The organism is Blautia faecis (assembly GCF_027662325.1).
Taxonomy (GTDB): domain Bacteria; phylum Bacillota; class Clostridia; order Lachnospirales; family Lachnospiraceae; genus Blautia_A; species Blautia_A faecis.
Genome location: NZ_JAQDKY010000013.1, coordinates 1 through 17201 on the forward strand (window position 1 = coordinate 1; position 17201 = coordinate 17201).

The 17201-nt window shown below is 46.1% G+C and carries 18 protein-coding genes and 2 pseudogenes; 3 read left to right on the forward strand and 17 right to left on the reverse strand.

What is annotated here, in order from left to right:
* Positions 1-18: 18 nt before the first annotated feature.
* From PGQ38_RS08150 to PGQ38_RS08165, 4 genes are read right to left on the reverse strand one after another with little or no spacing between them, the layout of a single operon-like run.
* Positions 19-1299: a DUF362 domain-containing protein gene (locus tag PGQ38_RS08150; RefSeq protein ID WP_243284526.1), complete on the reverse strand. Its 1281-nt coding sequence runs from the start codon at positions 1297-1299 to the stop codon at positions 19-21.
* A gap of 7 nt (positions 1300-1306) precedes the next feature.
* A complete protein-coding gene (locus tag PGQ38_RS08155) occupies positions 1307-1975 on the reverse strand; it encodes an ABC-2 transporter permease (protein ID WP_204454558.1) in 669 nt (222 codons plus the stop codon).
* Positions 1972-2820: an ATP-binding cassette domain-containing protein gene (locus PGQ38_RS08160; RefSeq protein WP_204454568.1), complete on the reverse strand. Its 849-nt coding sequence runs from the start codon at positions 2818-2820 to the stop codon at positions 1972-1974. Before PGQ38_RS08160 ends, PGQ38_RS08155 begins: the two co-directional genes overlap by 4 nt.
* A gap of 5 nt (positions 2821-2825) precedes the next feature.
* A complete protein-coding gene (locus PGQ38_RS08165) occupies positions 2826-3197 on the reverse strand; it encodes a GntR family transcriptional regulator (RefSeq protein WP_117853413.1) in 372 nt (123 codons plus the stop codon).
* A gap of 209 nt (positions 3198-3406) precedes the next feature.
* On the opposite strand from PGQ38_RS08165, the pseudogene PGQ38_RS19855 reads away from it, so the two are divergent.
* Positions 3407-3640: pseudogene (locus tag PGQ38_RS19855) on the forward strand (DUF6783 domain-containing protein); the annotation flags it as partial.
* Here the strand turns inward: PGQ38_RS19855 and PGQ38_RS19860 are convergent.
* The 3 genes and pseudogenes from PGQ38_RS19860 to rfbD form a co-directional block, all read right to left on the reverse strand.
* Positions 3578-3706 (reverse strand): annotated as a pseudogene (locus PGQ38_RS19860) (DUF6783 domain-containing protein); the annotation flags it as partial. The pseudogenes PGQ38_RS19855 and PGQ38_RS19860 overlap by 63 nt on opposite strands.
* A 5-nt stretch (positions 3707-3711) precedes the next feature.
* Positions 3712-5007 (reverse strand): dicarboxylate/amino acid:cation symporter, encoded by a 1296-nt coding sequence (locus PGQ38_RS08170; RefSeq protein ID WP_118578602.1) that lies wholly within the window; start codon positions 5005-5007, stop codon positions 3712-3714.
* A gap of 1 nt (position 5008) precedes the next feature.
* On the reverse strand, positions 5009-5857 hold the full coding sequence (gene rfbD, locus PGQ38_RS08175; RefSeq protein WP_118578604.1) for a dTDP-4-dehydrorhamnose reductase: 849 nt from the start codon (positions 5855-5857) through the stop codon (positions 5009-5011).
* Between the two features lie 186 nt (positions 5858-6043).
* Here rfbD and PGQ38_RS08180 point away from each other — a divergent pair, with 186 nt between their 5' ends.
* A complete protein-coding gene (locus tag PGQ38_RS08180; RefSeq protein ID WP_270431264.1) occupies positions 6044-7813 on the forward strand; it encodes an outer membrane protein assembly factor BamB family protein in 1770 nt (589 codons plus the stop codon).
* A gap of 160 nt (positions 7814-7973) precedes the next feature.
* Here the strand turns inward: PGQ38_RS08180 and rsmH are convergent, their stop codons facing one another.
* The 9 genes from rsmH to deoC all read right to left on the reverse strand — a co-directional run bounded on the left by rsmH (position 7974) and on the right by deoC (position 16177).
* A complete protein-coding gene (gene rsmH, locus PGQ38_RS08185; protein WP_270431267.1) occupies positions 7974-9071 on the reverse strand; it encodes a 16S rRNA (cytosine(1402)-N(4))-methyltransferase RsmH in 1098 nt (365 codons plus the stop codon).
* 161 nt (positions 9072-9232) lie between these two features.
* Complete coding sequence (gene udk, locus PGQ38_RS08190) at positions 9233-9856, reverse strand: uridine kinase (RefSeq protein ID WP_270431270.1); 624 nt, start codon at positions 9854-9856, stop codon at positions 9233-9235.
* A gap of 9 nt (positions 9857-9865) precedes the next feature.
* Entirely contained in the window at positions 9866-10786 is a 921-nt protein-coding gene (locus tag PGQ38_RS08195; RefSeq protein ID WP_195991608.1) for a carbohydrate kinase family protein, read from the reverse strand.
* 76 nt (positions 10787-10862) lie between these two features.
* Positions 10863-11684: a purine-nucleoside phosphorylase gene (locus PGQ38_RS08200; RefSeq protein WP_148462301.1), complete on the reverse strand. Its 822-nt coding sequence runs from the start codon at positions 11682-11684 to the stop codon at positions 10863-10865.
* A 119-nt stretch (positions 11685-11803) separates the two neighbouring features.
* Positions 11804-12532 (reverse strand): Crp/Fnr family transcriptional regulator, encoded by a 729-nt coding sequence (locus PGQ38_RS08205; RefSeq protein WP_148462303.1) that lies wholly within the window; start codon positions 12530-12532, stop codon positions 11804-11806.
* A 116-nt stretch (positions 12533-12648) separates the two neighbouring features.
* Positions 12649-13839 (reverse strand): phosphopentomutase, encoded by a 1191-nt coding sequence (locus tag PGQ38_RS08210; protein WP_270431274.1) that lies wholly within the window; start codon positions 13837-13839, stop codon positions 12649-12651.
* A gap of 25 nt (positions 13840-13864) precedes the next feature.
* Positions 13865-14845 (reverse strand): adenosine deaminase, encoded by a 981-nt coding sequence (add, locus tag PGQ38_RS08215; protein ID WP_270431275.1) that lies wholly within the window; start codon positions 14843-14845, stop codon positions 13865-13867.
* Positions 14846-14961: 116 nt separating this feature from the next.
* Positions 14962-15405: a cytidine deaminase gene (locus tag PGQ38_RS08220; RefSeq protein ID WP_270431278.1), complete on the reverse strand. Its 444-nt coding sequence runs from the start codon at positions 15403-15405 to the stop codon at positions 14962-14964.
* Between the two features lie 106 nt (positions 15406-15511).
* Positions 15512-16177, reverse strand: coding sequence for a deoxyribose-phosphate aldolase (deoC, locus tag PGQ38_RS08225; RefSeq protein ID WP_270431279.1), 666 nt, complete (start codon positions 16175-16177; stop codon positions 15512-15514).
* Positions 16178-16301: 124 nt separating this feature from the next.
* Here deoC and PGQ38_RS20550 point away from each other — a divergent pair, with 124 nt between their 5' ends.
* Complete coding sequence (locus PGQ38_RS20550) at positions 16302-16424, forward strand: DUF6783 domain-containing protein (RefSeq protein WP_416386743.1); 123 nt, start codon at positions 16302-16304, stop codon at positions 16422-16424.
* Here PGQ38_RS20550 and udp read toward each other — a convergent pair.
* A complete protein-coding gene (udp, locus tag PGQ38_RS08230) occupies positions 16421-17200 on the reverse strand; it encodes a uridine phosphorylase (RefSeq protein ID WP_118578624.1) in 780 nt (259 codons plus the stop codon). The two genes, PGQ38_RS20550 and udp, sit on opposite strands and share 4 nt — an antisense overlap.
* Between the last annotated feature and the right edge of the window lies 1 nt (position 17201).

Consider the following 17201-nt stretch of genomic DNA (forward strand, 5'->3'; position numbering starts at 1 on the left):
GTCCGCCTTGAATAACTTTCAACCAATTAAATAAATTTTCAGGAACTCATAAATCTCTTCTTCAGTTGGCGGACATCCTTCCAGGTGGTGGGTGAAGTGGCGGGTGCAGTGGCCGATTCCCAGGGTGCCTTCCTGGTTTCGGTAGCCTTGACCGATGGAGATTCGGGTGGTCAGGTTTGAAAGGAGGCCTTCTTGCTTCAGGCGGTCAAGGGCAGGGATCAGGTTGCCGTAGCAGGCGCTGCAGGATTCTACTTCTTCTACAGCGTCGACAAGCTCTACCACTTTCCGTGACTTGGGAATGGGGGCACCGGGGTTGCCATCGAGGGCACGGATTTCTACCTGGCGGATGTCGGCGCAGCCAACACCAAGGGTGGCAGCCTTTGTGATGTAGGGAACCTCTTCTACCTGGTAGTACATCATGTCGCAGACATAGGCATCCATAAGAACCGGATCCACAGCTGCCAGAACGCGGTTCATCTCTACGGGGTTGCCGCCATCCTCGAAATCCAGGTCTCCGCAAATATTGTCTACCACGATGAAATCCTGGTGGATAGCAAGGCCCAGGTGAGCGATGGGGTCATGGAGACCTAATGCGTGAAAACGGCGCTTCTCAGAATTAGGGAGAAGACCTTTCATGTTCTTCAATGCACAGGTGATTTTGGTCTGACAGTGACCTTTTAGTACCGGAACATTAATAAGGAAGTCCAGGTCAAGGACACTTTTACAGATGTTTAAGATCATATCGCCACATTGTACAGGCACTCCCTTTTCCTTTTGCATGTCAAGGAACGGAACGTTATATTTTTCACAGAGGGACTTGAAACCACAGACTTCGTAGGATTCGGAGGTCTTATCTCCTACCCAGGAACCTTCCATGATCACCAGATTGGAAAACCCTTTTTCCTGAAGATATTCTACGATTCCGGCGACTACCTCTGGGTGAGTGGTGCCGCCCCAGTAGGCTTCCATGGGGGCGACCAGGTTTGGCTTGATGCCGATCCGCATATTGTACAAACCAAATTCTGAATTCTGTTTTTCCACAGAATCCGAAGAATAAAAACAGTCCACTTCTGCTTCAGAGTTGTCAATAAGACTGCTCTTTGTTTCAAACTTCGCTTCTGTTATAATCTTCTCACTATTCTGCTGTAAACCTGCCCCGGAATTTTCTGAAAGCACCTTCAATCCGCATTTCTCAAACTTCTTCTCTATCTCCCCTGCCAGATTGCACGCCTCCAGCAGTTCTTTCGTCATCTCCTTATATTCAGTTCCGCATTTTATAAAAATCTGATTCTTCTTCATTTCCGGATCAGTACTCCTTTTTCTCCATAATCTTTATGGATATTGTACAGGAAATCAGAAGCATTAGCAACATAAGAACAAATAGCATCGCCAGACAGACTGGGATTCCAAGGTTCCAAATGCGCAGGCCCAGATTTTTCAGACTTGAAAAATCCACTTTCATTTTCTGGCATAGTTCTACGCCAATCCATCCTACAGCCATGATGCCAAATACAAGAATAAGCAGCACCAGCCTTCCTGTAGAGCTTCCATATTTCAACTGTACCGGAAACACAACCGCATTTGCAAAAACAGCAAGAAAAAGACCGGCAGCTGCAGAAGCGGTCAGTTCTTCCCAAGACACCATATGATATCCGGAAGCATTTACGCCAATTGCAATTGCAACAGCAACAGCCCACAATACCGTGACCATCCCTGCACCCAGCAGATACTTCTCCTTCACATATTCTTTCCTGCTGATAGGAAAAGTAAAAATATAAGGCATACCATTATCCATATCATCACTTGCTATGGTATTCAGTGCCATAACAGCAGCCAGAACAGACACATAACTGATTAGAAAAGAAGGACCTGCGGAAGTACTAAGGAAACAGAAAATGGCTATAATATATACGCCAATGAACGCTTTCATGTTTCCCCTCATAATTTCCATGTCTTTTACAAACATACCTTTCATAATACTTCCCCCTTGATCATCATGGTAATAACCTTGTCCACAGACCCACGTTCTATTGCAAGCTGCGGGTAGTTCTCCGCATAAAATGCACGCTCATCTGTGAGACAGCTGTAGCCGTATTGCTCCTTCTTCACCTTGAGAATATGCTGCTTATCAAGCAATTCATATTGCTTCTCGTCAGCCTTGATAAGACCATATTCATCCAGCAGCACATCTGTATTCTCATGAAGCACGATCCGTCCCTTATCAATCATATAGATATCATCACACAGGCTCTCCAGATCTGAGGAAATGTGGGAGCTGATCAGAATACTTCTTCCTTCCGTCTCCATATATTCCCGAAGGAGTTCCAGAATGCTGTCCCTGGCAATCACGTCCAGACCGGCTGTAGGCTCATCCAGAACAAGAAGTCTGGCATCAAAGCTGGTGGCTGTCAGCACTTTTAACTTTGCTTTCATTCCTGTGGAAAACTCTTTTAGTTTCTTATCCATGGGGATGGAAAACAGGCTGCACCGCTTCTCAAACATCTCCCGGTCAAATTTCTCATAAGTCTCTGTCAGAATATGCACAATCTGTTTCACGGTCAGACAATTGGAAAAACCGCTGTCAGAAAGTGTCGCGCCTATATCCGCTTTCTCTTTTTTGGAAATCTGCTCCATATCCTTATTAAACAGACGAATCTCTCCTGCATCAGAATGAACCAGGCCCAGAATAACCTTAAAGGTAGTAGACTTTCCTGCTCCATTGGCTCCGATCAGACCGGTGATCTGTCCTTCTTCTATTTCCATACTTACATCCAGGGAAAATCCAGGATAATTCTTCTGCAAATTCTTCAAACTCAGCAGCATATCTACTCCTCCATAATAAGCTCAAACAGTTCCCGGATCTCTTCCTCAGACAATCCGCTGATCCGCGCTTTCCGGATCACTTCCTCCAGTTCTGTCTCAATCTCCCGCTTCCGCTCTTCCATAAGAAGCCCCTGGTTATTCTTGGCAATAAAGCTTCCTTTCCCATGCACCGTAACCACGAACCCCTCTTCCTCCAGAAAGTCATACGCCTTCTTCACCGTAAGAGCACTAATCTTCAGCTCCTTCGCCAAAGTTCTCACAGAGGGAAGCATTTCCTCTTCCTTTAACGTCCCGTCAATGATCATCGCCTTGATCTGATCTGTGATCTGCTCATAAATTGGCTGCATCGACGAGTGATTAATTATGATCTTCATGTGACTCCTCCTTATGCAAACAGTATATAACAGTATTATACTGTTGTCAAGTGTTATACGCTGTTTATTTTCACTTAATTCATAGTTACTTTGAACAATCAGCCTGGGATGGGCAATGTGTTGCGGATAGTTCGTCAAAAAACGGGATTTTATGAGTATAGCGCAGGTTCCATAAACACTGTCTGAGCCCAGCATGGACGAGTTTGTTTATGGAACCTGCAATAGGCGACGGAGTAAAATCCCGTTTTTTGACGTTGTCCGCAACACACTGCCCCTCCCAGGCGTCCACCTTCGCCACACAAAAAAAGACGTGCATACCTGAGTCTAGAGCGTGTTTGAAAAATGCTTTCTGCAAGATGTGCGTCACAATTTGTGGGAGATTTCGCCCGGATGAGGGCGCCGTAGCGGGCTACGGCAACCGAATTCGGGTGAAATCTCCCGCAAAGTGGGACGTGCAGATTGCGGGAATGATTTTTCAAACACGCTCTAAACTCACATACACACGCCAATATTTTTATTCAGCTTTATTAAACACTTCTTTATCCACAGCCCCATTCTGGCAAGCCACAATGGTCGTACAAACAGCATCACCGGTAATATTAACCGCTGTTCTTGCCATATCCAGAATACGGTCAATACCCATGATAATACCGATTGCCTCAACTGGAAGACCAACAGAATTAAATACCATAGTCAAAGTAACAAGTCCAACACTTGGAATACCTGCGGTACCAATGGAAGCCAGTGTGGCTGTTCCGATTACTGTAATATAATCCATAGGAGTCAGCTGGATTCCAAAAGCCTGGGCAGCGAACATAACCGCAACTCCCTGCATAATGGAAGTACCATCCATGTTGATAGTCGCACCAAGAGGTATGGTAAAAGAAGAAATCTTCTTGGAAACACCCATCTTCTTGTACAGCGTATCAATAGAAAGCGGAATAGTCGCATTGGAGGTTGCAGTGGAAAAGGCAAAGGCCATAACCGGGAAAAACTTTCTGATAAACTTCACCGGATTCAGGCCTGTGAACAGCTTCAGCAAAATCTGGTATACACCAAAACACTGGATTGCCAGAGCGATCAGAACTGCGATCATATATTTTGCCAGAGGCACAAATGCGCTGAAACCAATGGTTGCAAAGGTTCTTGCGATCAGACTGAATACACCAATAGGAGCCAGACTCATAACCATCATAGTCATTTCCATCATAATATCATTAAACTGGCTGATAAAGTTGGAAACGGTCTCCGCACGCTCCCCAAGCTTTGCCAGGATCACACCAATGATCAAAGCAAACACTATAATCTGAAGCATTTCCCCACTTGCCAGGGACTTGATGGGGTTATCCGGAATGATATTGAGAATAGTCTGAACCAGAGAAGTGGACTCCATAGTCTCAATATCGGAAGCATTTACCTGGATCTTACTCATATCAAGACCAATTCCCGGTCTCAAAAGAGTTCCGATTCCAAGGGCAACTGCAACTGCCACCGCTGTTGTGACCAGATAAAATGCAAGTGTTTTTCCACCTACATTTCCCAGCTTCTTAGTATCACCGATAGCCATACTTCCACATACCAGTGAACAGAAAACAAGTGGTACTACCAGCATTTTCATAAGACGGATAAAGCCCTGTCCCAAAACGTACAGCACTCCTTCAACAATCACATCATTCTTCACACTGCTATCCGGCACCAGGTAATGGAGAACCATTCCTGTGATTGCTCCGGCGATCAGCGCAATAAAGATCATACTGGTTAAGCTGATCTTCTTTTTCTCTTTTACATTCTTTTCTTTCTTCGCGCTCATCTTAGCCCTCCCGTTTTTCTTTCATAAATTCTTCCAGAGAATCCTTCCAGCCAGGCATCTCATATACATCGATAATGCGAAGGATAAAATTGTCCAGAACTGCATATGCAGGTCTGGCAGAAGAAAGATCAGACTGCGGGGTAGGTACCGGATTCAGCTGCTCCTCTTTGCCTGCAAGGCGAAGTATCTCCTTTGCAAATTCGTAACGATTGCAAACGCCCTGACAGGTTGCATGATAGGTTCCGTACTCATTGGTGCGGATCAGATGCAGGATAATTCTTGCCAGATCTTTGGCACTTGTGGGGGAACCATACTGATCCTCCGCTACAGCAAGAGCTCTGCCCTGATCTGCGGCCTCCAGAACACGGTTTACAAAGTTATTTCCCTTTCCGAATACCCAGTTGCTTCGGATGATAAAGTGCTTGTGGGTAAACTCCTTCACATAATTCTCCCCGGCGCACTTGGATTTTCCGTAAACAGTCTTAGGATTTGTATTGTCAAACTCCGTGTACGGCTTCTGTGCCAGACCATCAAAAACGTCGTCTGTGGAAAGCTGCACCATCTTTGCCCCTGTTTTTCTTGCCACAAGGCTTAAGTTACGGGCGCCTAAAGCGTTTACACGAAATGCTTCCTCCGGCTGCTTCTCGCAAAGCTCTACGTCTGTGATCGCAGCACAGTTGATGATCACATCCGGACGATTGATCTCTCCAAAATGAAGAACTTCGTCTGTTTCTGTAATATCAAGCGCATTTTTGTCTGTATTCAAAACTTCAATTTCCAACGGATCCAGCACTTCATTAATTGCCTCGCCAATCTGGCCTTCAGATCCTACGATCCATACTTTCAGCATGTTTTCTCCTCCTTTTCACACGATAAATAATATTTTAACAAGCCAGGCCATACACTGTCAAGAAAAAAGATTGCGCCCTTTTTCCCAATCTGAAAATTGAATTTCCAAAACAGCTGTTAGCATCTTGAATTTCCCAGTCATACCTTGTATAATTTTTGCCAAATGAACAGGGAAGGATTCAGAATTATGAAAAGGAAAGTAGGGAAACGAAAAAAGCAGCTGCAGCAAAAATATTTCTTCCGAAAACTTCTTCTTACAGAAGGGATCCTGATCATTGCAGCAGTTATTATACTGGGAGGAGTTTTCCTCGTAAAAAAGATCCGGGAAAATGTAAATACAGTTTCCATGGTTGAGGAAGCCAGCGGTCTGGACATGGATGACTCCAATTCTCTTGCCGCTGTAAAGGCTGCAATGGCAAGACCGGCAGAATTTTCTCCTAAGTGCGTAGATTCCACCAGACCCTCTTTATACATAGAAACCACAGACATTGAGGTGGACGGACAGATACTTGCCAATGCTTCGGATTATACTGCCACCGATACCCACTCCTTCGATGCCGGGATCAGCTACACAGATGTGGATGGAATCGTCACCTTCCGCGGAAACAATTTCCGCGACACTGCAGCTTATGGCAATACACAGATCAAAAATGGAAAAATCCAGGATCTCTGGACAGCAAAAACCGGCTCTATTACTTACGGAGATGCCACCTGGTCCGGAAGCGGCTGGACCGGACAGCCTCTTATGGAAAAATGGTCCCAAGAAGTAAAGAAGTCCATGAATATGTACGACTGGGCAAAGGAAAAAGACGATCTTGTAGAAGTGATCTATGCCTGCATGGACGGCTATGTATATTTCCTGGATCTGGAAACCGGCGAGGCTACCAGAGATCCCCTTTACCTTGGTTTCACCTTCAAAGGAGCAGGTGCACTTGATCCCAGAGGTTATCCAATTATGTATGTGGGCGCAGGTTATGACAGCAATGAGGGCACTGCCAGGGTCTTTGTTGTGAATCTTCTGGACTGCAGTGTGATGTATACCTTTGGAAATAATGATGAATTTTCCCTTCGTGGAAATTTAAGCTACTTTGATTCCTCCGCCCTTGTGGATGCTGCCACAGATACCCTGATCTATCCAGGAGAGAACGGAATTCTTTATCTGATCAAACTGAATACCAGTTATGACCCGGAAGCAGGCACCTTGTCCATCAATCCGGATCACATTGTAAAATGGCGCTACTACGGAACACGTACCAGCGTAGGCTCCTACTGGCTTGGCATGGAGGACAGCGCAGCCATCTATGACGGTTATCTTTTTATTGCTGATAACGGCGGCAATCTGATGTGCCTGGATCTGAATACCCTGCAGCTTGTATGGGTGCAGGATATTCTGGATGACTCCAACTCCACTCCTGTTTTGTCTGTGGAGGGCGGACACCTTTACCTGTATGTCAGCACCTCTTTCCGTCTGGGCTGGCGAAGCAGCACCACTGCAGAGGTTCCTGTCTGGAAAATTGATGCGGAGACAGGAGAGATCATCTGGCAGACCTCTTACGACTGTTCCTCCGAGGACAGTGTTTCAGGCGGTGTACAGTCTACCATCGCTGTTGGAAAAGAAGAATTGTCGGATAACATTTATGTGACAGTTGCCAGAACCGGTGGACAGGCACAAGGTGTACTTGCATGCATTGATAAAAATACCGGGAAAGTAAACTGGGAACATGAATCTGCCTATGCCTGGTCTTCACCTGTATGTGTATACAATCCGGATGGCAGCGGAAAGGTTCTCTACTGCAACAGCACAGGACATATCTATCTTCTGGATGGAAAAACAGGAGATGTTCTTGACTGCCACCAGATCAGTGAGGGAGTCATCGAAGCATCTCCTGCTGTATATCAAAGTTATATGGTTGTGGGAACCAGAGATTGTAAGATATGGGGGATGGAACTGCAGTGATGCGGTTCCTCCCCATTTTATTTATGCGATAGGCGAGCCAAAGTTCGTGCCTGCACGAAAAACCTTGGTGACTGACGCGATAACGAATAAAACTCGCAGAGCGTGTTTTGTCTCATTTACTCGATAGGCGAGCCAAACTCGCGCAGCGTATTTATCGCGTTTACTCCGATTTAATCGCCCAGCGCATTTTCGTAGACCGTGCGCGTCCATTCTGGGCACATTCCTGGGCTGACGGACGGATCACATCTTTGGAATAATCGGAATAAATTCCCTCCTTGTATCCAGCCTTCAGTGCTTTCTTCACCAGCTTATCCTCTCCTGAATGGAACGTAAGGATTGCTGCTCTTCCTCCGGGCTTCAGTGCTCCCGGCAGCTTCTCCATAAACTCATACAGAACCTCAAACTCCCGGTTCACATCAATCCGAAGGGCCTGGAAGGTACGCTGGCAGGTCTTTTTGATGGTCTCCTTCTTCTCTTTTTCCGGAAGGAAATCCAGAGTTTTCTCAATGACCTGACGAAGCTTTGTGGTGGTATCCATGTGGTTTCCCTTGCGGATCTCATCTGTGATTGCCTTGGCAAGCTCCTCACAGTATGGCTCGTCTGAATTTTCATAAAGCATTCCTGCAAGCTCATCCCGGGTAATATGTTCCAGGCGCTCTGCCGCACTGATCCCGGCTTCCTGATTCAGGCGCAGATCCAGAGGTCCGTCTGCTTTGAAGGAAAAACCTCTCTTGGGATTATCAATCTGCATGGAGGACACGCCGAGATCAGCAAGAAGGAAATCAAAACCTCCTACTTCTTTGGCAATCTCATCAATGGTACAGAAATTCTGAAGTTTAATGGTCAGAATATCCTCACCGAAGCCAAGATCTTCCAGTCTCTTCTTTGTCTTGGCGGCTTCCTCATGGTCTACGTCAGTGGCATACATATGTCCCTGTCCCTGCAGGCACTGAAGCATGGCCTTTGTATGACCGCCGTAGCCAAGTGTGGCATCAAAGCCAATCTGTCCTGGTTTGATCTCCAGAAAATCAATAATCTCTTTTACCATAATAGAAATATGCATGCCTGCCGGGGTATTCCCTTTTTGCATTACATGCTGAATGGTATCCTGGTATTTCTCCGGCTGAAGTTCTTTATATTTATCCTCAAATTTCTTCGGGTATCTGCCTTTGTAGCGCACTCTGCGCTTATGAGGCTGCTGCCCCTCCTGCACACTCTGCGCATTCTCATGCTGTCTGTTCTCTTTTTCCTGTGACATTCTGATCTCCTGTATCTTTTTATCTGTTGCCATCTACCAATTTCGCAGAAAAATTCTTTATGCCGAAATTCTCATCCATTTCGTAAACAGCAACTTTCATTTGCTAATTCTGCCGCATCATCACATCAATGTTTACAGCCTACAACAAACATCTTCTGTAATTACCCTTGCTTCCGTTTTTCCAATTCCATACTGATTTTCGAAACAAACAGATCAAACGCCACGTCATTCTTTCCGCTGTTGATCACAATATCAGCCTTGGAACGCGTGGGCTCTACATAAAGGTAATGCATGGGTTTCACTGTATTTAAGTACTGTTTAATAATTCCATTCAAGTCTCTTCCCCGCTCTTCCACATCACGAGAAATCCGGCGGAGGATACACTCATCGGCGTCAGCTTCCACATAGACCTTAATATCAAGAAGCTCACGCACTCTGGGATCTGCCAGAAGAAGGATTCCCTCCACAAGGATCACCGGACTTGGGGTGATATGAAGGATCTTGTCGGAACGGTTATGTTGGGAATAATCGTAAACCGGACAGTCAATAGCTTTCCCTTGCCTCAGAAGTTTCAAATGCTCCACCAGAAGCTCTGTCTCCAGGGAATCCGGATGGTCGTAATTCACAGTCACACGCTGCTCAAAAGGGATTCCATCCTGTCTGCGGTAATAATTGTCGTGATAAAGGACTACTACGTCATCTCCAAAACGCTTTTTAATTCTGTTTGTAAAAGTAGATTTACCGGAGCCGGAGCCGCCGGCAATTCCTATAATAAGACTTTCCATATTCTTCTCCTACCTGTCAAGATCAAATTCTTCCGGCATAAATCTCGGACAAATGTTCTCTGAGGTACAAATTACAGTTGAGGAAAGACGGGTACCAATGGCACATGCCTCTCTCATTGTTTTTCCATAGGTAAGGCCTACGCACACACCTGCAAAAAAGGCATCTCCCGCGCCTGTGGTGTCAACCACATCTACCTTCATAGCTGGGTAAACGCCCCATTTTCCTTCCTGATCTGCATAAGCTGCACCATCACTTCCCATGGTAATCACCATCTTTGGAATATGGGCGGACTGGATCCTTTTTGCCAGACACCGGGCCATTTCTTCAGGCTTCAGGTCACCGTAATCCTCAGAAAACAGGATGCCCGCTTCCTGCTGGTTGCATACAAAGCAGGCTGTCCGCCTTAAGAAGTCACGTCTTTCGATTGCAATGGTCATATTCGATACAAGAGCGTATACTTTTTTGCCGTATTTCTCTGCATAGTGAAAGGTCTTCTTCACAATTTCCTTGTCAATATCGATCTCGATCACAACACTGTCCGCATCCTGGAAAATTTCATCTCCGTGTTCATCCAGGATCTGCTCTATCGGACGATGGTCCGGACGTTTGGAAATAGATGCCACCACATCTCCGTCCTGGTCAAAGACAGCCAGCCAGGTTCCCATGCCGTTTTTTACCTTACGCATATATCTGGTATCTACTTTATGACGCTCCAGTTTGCGGATCACATCATCCCCCATAGCGTCGTCATCTACCAGACTGACAAAGGTTGGTTTCAATTCTATATTGGCAATATCTTCCACTACATTTCTTCCTACGCCGCCGTGGATCTGCTGGATCACACCGGCATTTCTTCCTCCAGGAATAAATGGTGCTGTGGAATACCCTTTCACATCGATAAAAACATCACCGATTACAACAATTCCCATATTATAACTTTTCTCCTTTGTTACGTTATATCTTTTGGTTTGCGCTGCCTCTTATGAAACCCGCACTTCCTTACGGCTACATACCGGCTATGATTTCCGTCACCAGCTTTTTAAAAGATTTCGCCACTCTGTCTGCAGTCTCCTGAACCTCCTTGTGGTTCAGCTCCTGTTTCGAAATGCCAGCTGCCATGTTGGTGATACAGGAAATTCCGCACACTTCAATTCCCATATGACGGGCTGCCATTGCCTCACATGCAGTGCTCATTCCAACTGCGTCACCGCCCCATATAGCCGCCATTCTCACTTCAGCCGGAGTTTCATAGGCAGGGCCTGTAAACTGCACGTATACGCCCTCCTGGAGACCTATACCACATTTTTCCGCACTGGCGCGGATCACCTCTCTCAGACGTCTACTGTATACCTCACTCATATCCGGAAATCTGCATCCCAGCTCCTCAATGTTCGGTCCGATCAGCGGACTTGGAATTCCTGTGGTAATGTGATCGGTGATCATCATAAAATCGCCTGGTTTAAAATTCGGGTTCACTCCACCGGCTGCATTTGTAAGAAACAGCTTCTTCGCCCCCATCATGCCCATCAACCTTGTGGGAAGAACTACATCCGTCATTGGATAGCCTTCATAGTAATGCACTCTTCCCTGCATGATCACAACCGGCACATTTTTCACATATCCAAATACAAATCTGCCTTTGTGGCCTGCAACTGTGGAGGTTGGAAAACCTTCAATCTCTGTATAGTCAATGGTGGTTTCGATCTGGATCTCATCTGCATAATCTCCAAGGCCGGATCCCAGGATCAGCGCCACTTCCGGTTTAAAATCTGTCCTTTTTCTGACACTTGCAAGGCAAGTCTCTAATTTCTGATATAAATCGCTCATGTACACCTTCTCCTTTATCTACAGCTATCCGGCTTATTGCCAGGACAGCTTATAACATTATTTTCATATAAACAGAAAGCCTTCAATACCATGCGTTTTGCCATAGTCTTGTTTTCCGTTTATACGTTGCCGATTTTCTCATCAACAGTCTGCTTTAGCCTTTCGTACTGCTCCCTGTCGATGTAGATCTGATTGCCTTTTTTCACGATCAGCTGTTCTGCTTGAAACTTCTTGATGGCGCGGCTGATGCTTTTCAGGCAAAGGCCTGTCTCATCTGCCATATTCTGCCGGCTTTCGCCGATGCATAAAATGTCATTTTTGTTATATTTTTCGAACCATTCCGAGAAGAGTACAGCTAATCTGTCAGCCCCTTCCAAAAACAGGTACAGACGGTTCCGCCGCTCTTCCTCCAACAGGGAAGCACAGGTAAGCTTTGCCTCCATGCGAAAAGCTTCCGTATCTGAATAAATCCATTTCTCATACTGCGCTCTTGGAAGCTTGGTAACAATACACTCTGTCTCTGTCTGCAGGGTGGTCTGGTAGGTATCCTGTCCCAGGATCACCTCCATACCACCAAGCGCAATGAGATTCATAGGCTTCATAAAATCATAGGCAATGCCGGAAATCCGGTAATCAGTGGCTTTTACCCTTCCTCTGGCAACAAAGAAAATCGTATCTGCCGGTTCATTTTCCCTGATAAAAGTAGTTCCGGCTTCCATTATCTCACTCTGAAACAGGTCCATAAGCCATAATGGCGCAGTACGGAAATAAGCCTCAAATTGTTTCTGTTTCTCACGTTCCAGTTCACGAAGGAATGGAAGTACATCGTGTAAATAGGTGTGTTTCATATGATTTCCTCATCTTCTGCCATGTGCTGCAAATCATTTGTTTCTATCCGGCTTCTGCCGCAAAAGCAGACAATCCACCGGATGAACAACCGCTATCCAACAGCTGCTTTTCTATTTTAGCATAATTTCTCAAAAATGGAATGTCCGATAGTTCCTTCCGGCATTTTTACCTCAAAATTATCTGCCACAGACGCACCAATAATGGAAAAAGTATCCTCATTTTCAAGGGCGCCACCCTCTTTCATGGTCTTGGAATAAGCCAGGAAGGGAACGTACTCTCTGGTATGGTCGGTGCCGCTATAGGTGGGATCATTCCCGTGATCTGCGGTAAGAATAAGAAGGTCATCCTCCCGAAGCTCTTCCAAAAGAACGCCCAGGTTCTTGTCAAACTTCTCGATTTCTTTGCCGTAACCTTCCACATTTCGTCTGTGTCCCCACAGGGCATCGAAATCAACCAGATTCACAAAGCAAAGTCCCCTGAAGTCTTCTTTGCAGATTTGGATGGTCTGCTCCATGCCGTGTACGGAGCTGTCAGAATGATAGGTCTTTGTGATTCCTTCGCCGCAGAAAATATCGTTGATCTTCCCTACACCGATCACATCCAGCCCATTATCCTTTAACGCATTTAATGCAGTCAGACCTGTTGGCTTCAAAGCATAGTCATGACGATTACTGGTTCGCCTGAACTCACCTTTCTTTTTGCCAACATATGGTCTGGCGATGACACGGCCTACACGCCATTCATCCTTCCGTGTAATTTCTCTTGCAATCTCGCAGCAGCGGTACAAATTCTGAAGATCAAAGGTTTCCTCATTTCCGCAGATCTGAAGAACAGAGTCGGCTGAAGTATACACGATCATGGCACCTGTATGGATTTCTTCTTCCCCAAGCTCTTCAATGATCTCCGTTCCGCTGGCGCTCTTGTTTCCAATCACGCGCTTGCCGCAGCGCTTCTCCAGCTCCGCGATCAGCTCCGGCGGAAAGCCGGTGTCTGTGAAAGTCTTAAACGGCTTCTCTGTCTTAATTCCCATCATTTCCCAATGGCCGGTCATGGTATCCTTGCCATTGCTGGCTTCGCCTACGCGCATGTAACGGCCAATCGGCTTCTCCACACCTTGCATATTTCCTGCCGGATGAAGATTTAACATTCCAAGCTTCTTAAGATTTGGTATTTCCAGGGAGCCCATTTTATCCAGAATATGTCCGAATGTATCCACTCCCACATCCCCGAATTTCTCTGAATCCGGCATGGCACCGATTCCCAGAGAATCCAGAACGATCACGAAAATCCTTTCATATTTTTTCAAAATAAAATCCCTCGTTTCCAATATTTTATCCTTTTATTCCCAGTTCAGAATACAATCTCGCTTTCACCTCATCAGTGGCAAATGCCGTATCCACTGCATTCTTCATCATCAGCCGTATCTCTTCCTCCTGAATGCCATACGTGTTCTGGATGAACTGAAGCTCTTTGGTAAGGCTTGTGTTGCTCACTGTACGGTTGTCCGTGTTTATGGAAACCTTCAATCCTGTGTTCAGAAATTCCCGGATGGGATATTCTGACGGACTGTTTACCGCTTTTGTCTGAAGATTGCTGATAGGACACATTTCAATTCCAATGCCTCTGTCAGCCAGCTCTTTTTGAATATTATAATGGCCTCGCATGGCGATTCCATGTCCGATCCTGCCAGCTCCCGCTTTTACAGAATCCACAATGTTCTGTACGCTTCCACACTCTCCTGCATGAAGGGTAAAGGGCATCTCCAGCTTACGGGTATTCTGAAAAAGTTCCATAAACTGTGCCATGGGATATGCTGCTTCCGCACCTGCCAGATCCGCTGCACATACACCATATCCCAGATATTCACGGGCTGTTTTTATCATCCGGCTGTTGTCCTCCTGGCTGTGATGACGCATGGCACAGGTAATCACACCAAACTCCGTTCCAAAGTCTGCTCTGCCCCGCTCAAGACCTTTTAATACCGCCTCGATCACAGCACGGCAGTTCATTCCGGAGGTCTCTGAAAGAAGAGGTGCAAAACGGATTTCTGCGTAGCGTACATTTTCCTGGCTCATGGTGCGAAGTACATCGTATCCAGCTGCCTCAAGCCCTTTTTCATCCATAATACACTGACCCGGAAGCGAAAATTTCTCAAGGTATTCTGCAAGGCTTGTGCAGTCATCAGACACGCTAAGCTCTTCCGGCTGTACCCTTCTTCCCAGCTGGCTCTCCATGAACTCCCGGCTTAAAGACCCGTCCAGATGACAGTGAAGCTCTGCCTTTGGTAGTGCTTTTAATTGTTCGATTGTCATAATTTTTTCTCCTGCAATTCTTTATGCTGCCTTATAACTGCCGGATTCAATGCCAGATCACTCTGTTTCGGCATTTTCCGGCATACTTCATAATACTATTCTCCAGTCAGCAGCTTTCATGCCAGATTAGAAGGTCCGAATCCTAACGGCAGGAGTTCTTTTAGTGTATACACATCATAATGCTCTTTGTCCACCGCCAGAATGACCTGGAAGATTTCCGGGTTGCAAAACTCCATCATGACCTGTCGGCACACGCCGCAGGGAGCTGCATATTCTGTGAGCACGCCAGCCTTACCGCCGACAACACAGATAGCCTGAAAATCCTTCACCCCTTCGCTTACTGCCTTGAAAAATGCGGTACGCTCCGCACAGTTTGTGGCTGTATACCCGGCATTTTCAATGTTGCAGCCTGTGTAAACCTGCCCGTTTTTTGCAAGGAGGGCTGCGCCTACTTTAAAATTGGAATATGGTGTATAGGAATATTTCAGCTGGTGGATTGCTGTATCAATCAGCTGGTTAATCATCTCTTTTTCCATTTTCACACCTCTCTTATCATTCACATTTTCTGATTGTCTCTGACAACATAATGCTCTTCTCGATGAACGTCGTTATAATCTGATCAATTCCGGAGACAGCATCTGTTCGCCTTTACAATCAATGACCAGATCAATATCCTGTAGCTTTCTCATTCTTTACAATTTTTATAATCCGGCTGGTTCCCAGTCGGTCTGCACCAAGTGCAAGGAACTTCTCTGCATCCTCCAGGGAAGAAATTCCGCCTGCTGCTTTCATCTTTACATTTGGTCCGATATGTCTGGAGAAAAGCTCAATGTCTGCAAAGGTCGCACCTGCGCCACCAAAGCCGGTAGAGGTCTTAATATAATCTGCGCCTGCTGCTGTTACGATCTGGCACATTTTAATTTTTTCCTCGTCTGTGAGGAAGCAGGTTTCAATGATAACCTTCAGGATCTTGTCACCGCATGCAGCTTTTAAGGTGCGGATCTCGTTCTCAATCAGGTCATATTTCTGATCTTTCAGCCAGCCGATATTGATTACCATATCGATTTCGGAAGCACCATTTACAAGAGCATCTTTTGTTTCGAATTCCTTGGCTGCTGTTGTCATATAGCCATTTGGGAAACCGATAACCGTGCACACTGCCATTTTTCCATTCATGTATTCTGCTGCCTGTTTTACATAGCTTGGCGGAATGCATACGGATGCAGTTCCGTATTCCATCGCATCGTCACAAATCTGTTTGATTTCTTCCCAGGTAGATGGCTGGAGAAGAAGGGTATGATCCACATGTTTTAAAATCTCTTTTACGTCCATTTATTTTCCTCATTTCTGTTGTCTCTTTATATTGCCCGAAATTACTGTATCGCAATTTACTGGCAGGATTCATATCTGTTCTTTATTTGATTGTCTAGTACATCGAATATTAAGTAACTGCAAGATGTTCGTCACAATTTGTGGGAGATTTCGCCCCAATGAGGGCGCCGTAATGCGCTACGGCAACCGAATCCAGGCAAAATGCAACGCAAAGTGGGGCGTGCAGATTTCGATGTCACGGTCTTAATTCGACGAATCCTCCCGGATCAGCTTTCTCACAGCTTCAACAGCCACCTGGATTGCCATATCTGTATCATGCACAACCGGATTATCCAGTCCCAGCTTCTCTCTTTCCTGATTTGCAAGCACCAGGAAACAGGAGCCAGCTCTGGCACGAAGCTTGCCAGCTGCAATAAAAAGCGCTGCAGATTCCATCTCGGAAGCAAGACAGCCCATTTTCTTCCAGGCCTCCCATTTGTTGAGCAGCTCATAACCAACTGGCATTGCTTCAGGCTCATGCTGTCCGTAAAAAGCGTCTTTGCACTGGACAACACCTGTATGACAGGAAAGTCCTTTTTCTTTCGCAGCTGCCACAAGGGCGTTTGTCACGTCCAGATTAGCTACTGCCGGATACTCTATGGGGGCATATTCCCGGCTGGTTCCCTCCATACGGATGGCACCTGTGGCAATTACGATATCTCCGCTTTTTACCTCAGGCTGCATACCGCCGCAGGTTCCAATGCGGACAAAAGTATCTGCGCCGCACCGGGAAAGCTCTTCCATGGCAATGGAGGCAGACGGTCCGCCGATTCCGGTGGATGTCACGCTGACTTTCACGCCGTCCAGGGTTCCTGTATATGTGATATATTCTCTGTTGTCTGCAATGAGAACCGGGTTGTCAAAATACTGGGCAATTTTCACACACCTTTTCGGGTCTCCCGGCATGATTACGTAGCGGCCAACTTCCCCCTTTGCAACCTGGATATGATACTGCCTACTGGCATCTTCAGAATAGTTTTTCATA

What these genes read in the sequence shown, in the direction of transcription:
- PGQ38_RS08150 (WP_243284526.1), bottom strand. Translation starts at nt 1,299, where the DNA reads ATGAAGAAGAATCAGATTTTTATAAAATGCGGAACTGAATATAAGGAG.
- PGQ38_RS08155 (WP_204454558.1), bottom strand. Translation starts at nt 1,975, where the DNA reads ATGAAAGGTATGTTTGTAAAAGACATGGAAATTATGAGGGGAAACATG.
- PGQ38_RS08165 (WP_117853413.1), bottom strand. Translation starts at nt 3,197, where the DNA reads ATGAAGATCATAATTAATCACTCGTCGATGCAGCCAATTTATGAGCAG.
- PGQ38_RS08170 (WP_118578602.1), bottom strand. Translation starts at nt 5,007, where the DNA reads ATGAGCGCGAAGAAAGAAAAGAATGTAAAAGAGAAAAAGAAGATCAGC.
- rfbD (WP_118578604.1), bottom strand. Translation starts at nt 5,857, where the DNA reads ATGCTGAAAGTATGGATCGTAGGATCTGAAGGCCAGATTGGCGAGGCA.
- PGQ38_RS08180 (WP_270431264.1), top strand. Translation starts at nt 6,044, where the DNA reads ATGAAAAGGAAAGTAGGGAAACGAAAAAAGCAGCTGCAGCAAAAATAT.
- rsmH (WP_270431267.1), bottom strand. Translation starts at nt 9,071, where the DNA reads ATGTCACAGGAAAAAGAGAACAGACAGCATGAGAATGCGCAGAGTGTG.
- udk (WP_270431270.1), bottom strand. Translation starts at nt 9,856, where the DNA reads ATGGAAAGTCTTATTATAGGAATTGCCGGCGGCTCCGGCTCCGGTAAA.
- PGQ38_RS08195 (WP_195991608.1), bottom strand. Translation starts at nt 10,786, where the DNA reads ATGGGAATTGTTGTAATCGGTGATGTTTTTATCGATGTGAAAGGGTAT.
- PGQ38_RS08200 (WP_148462301.1), bottom strand. Translation starts at nt 11,684, where the DNA reads ATGAGCGATTTATATCAGAAATTAGAGACTTGCCTTGCAAGTGTCAGA.
- PGQ38_RS08205 (WP_148462303.1), bottom strand. Translation starts at nt 12,532, where the DNA reads ATGAAACACACCTATTTACACGATGTACTTCCATTCCTTCGTGAACTG.
- add (WP_270431275.1), bottom strand. Translation starts at nt 14,845, where the DNA reads ATGACAATCGAACAATTAAAAGCACTACCAAAGGCAGAGCTTCACTGT.
- deoC (WP_270431279.1), bottom strand. Translation starts at nt 16,177, where the DNA reads ATGGACGTAAAAGAGATTTTAAAACATGTGGATCATACCCTTCTTCTC.
- PGQ38_RS20550 (WP_416386743.1), top strand. Translation starts at nt 16,302, where the DNA reads ATGTTCGTCACAATTTGTGGGAGATTTCGCCCCAATGAGGGCGCCGTA.
- udp (WP_118578624.1), bottom strand. Translation starts at nt 17,200, where the DNA reads ATGAAAAACTATTCTGAAGATGCCAGTAGGCAGTATCATATCCAGGTT.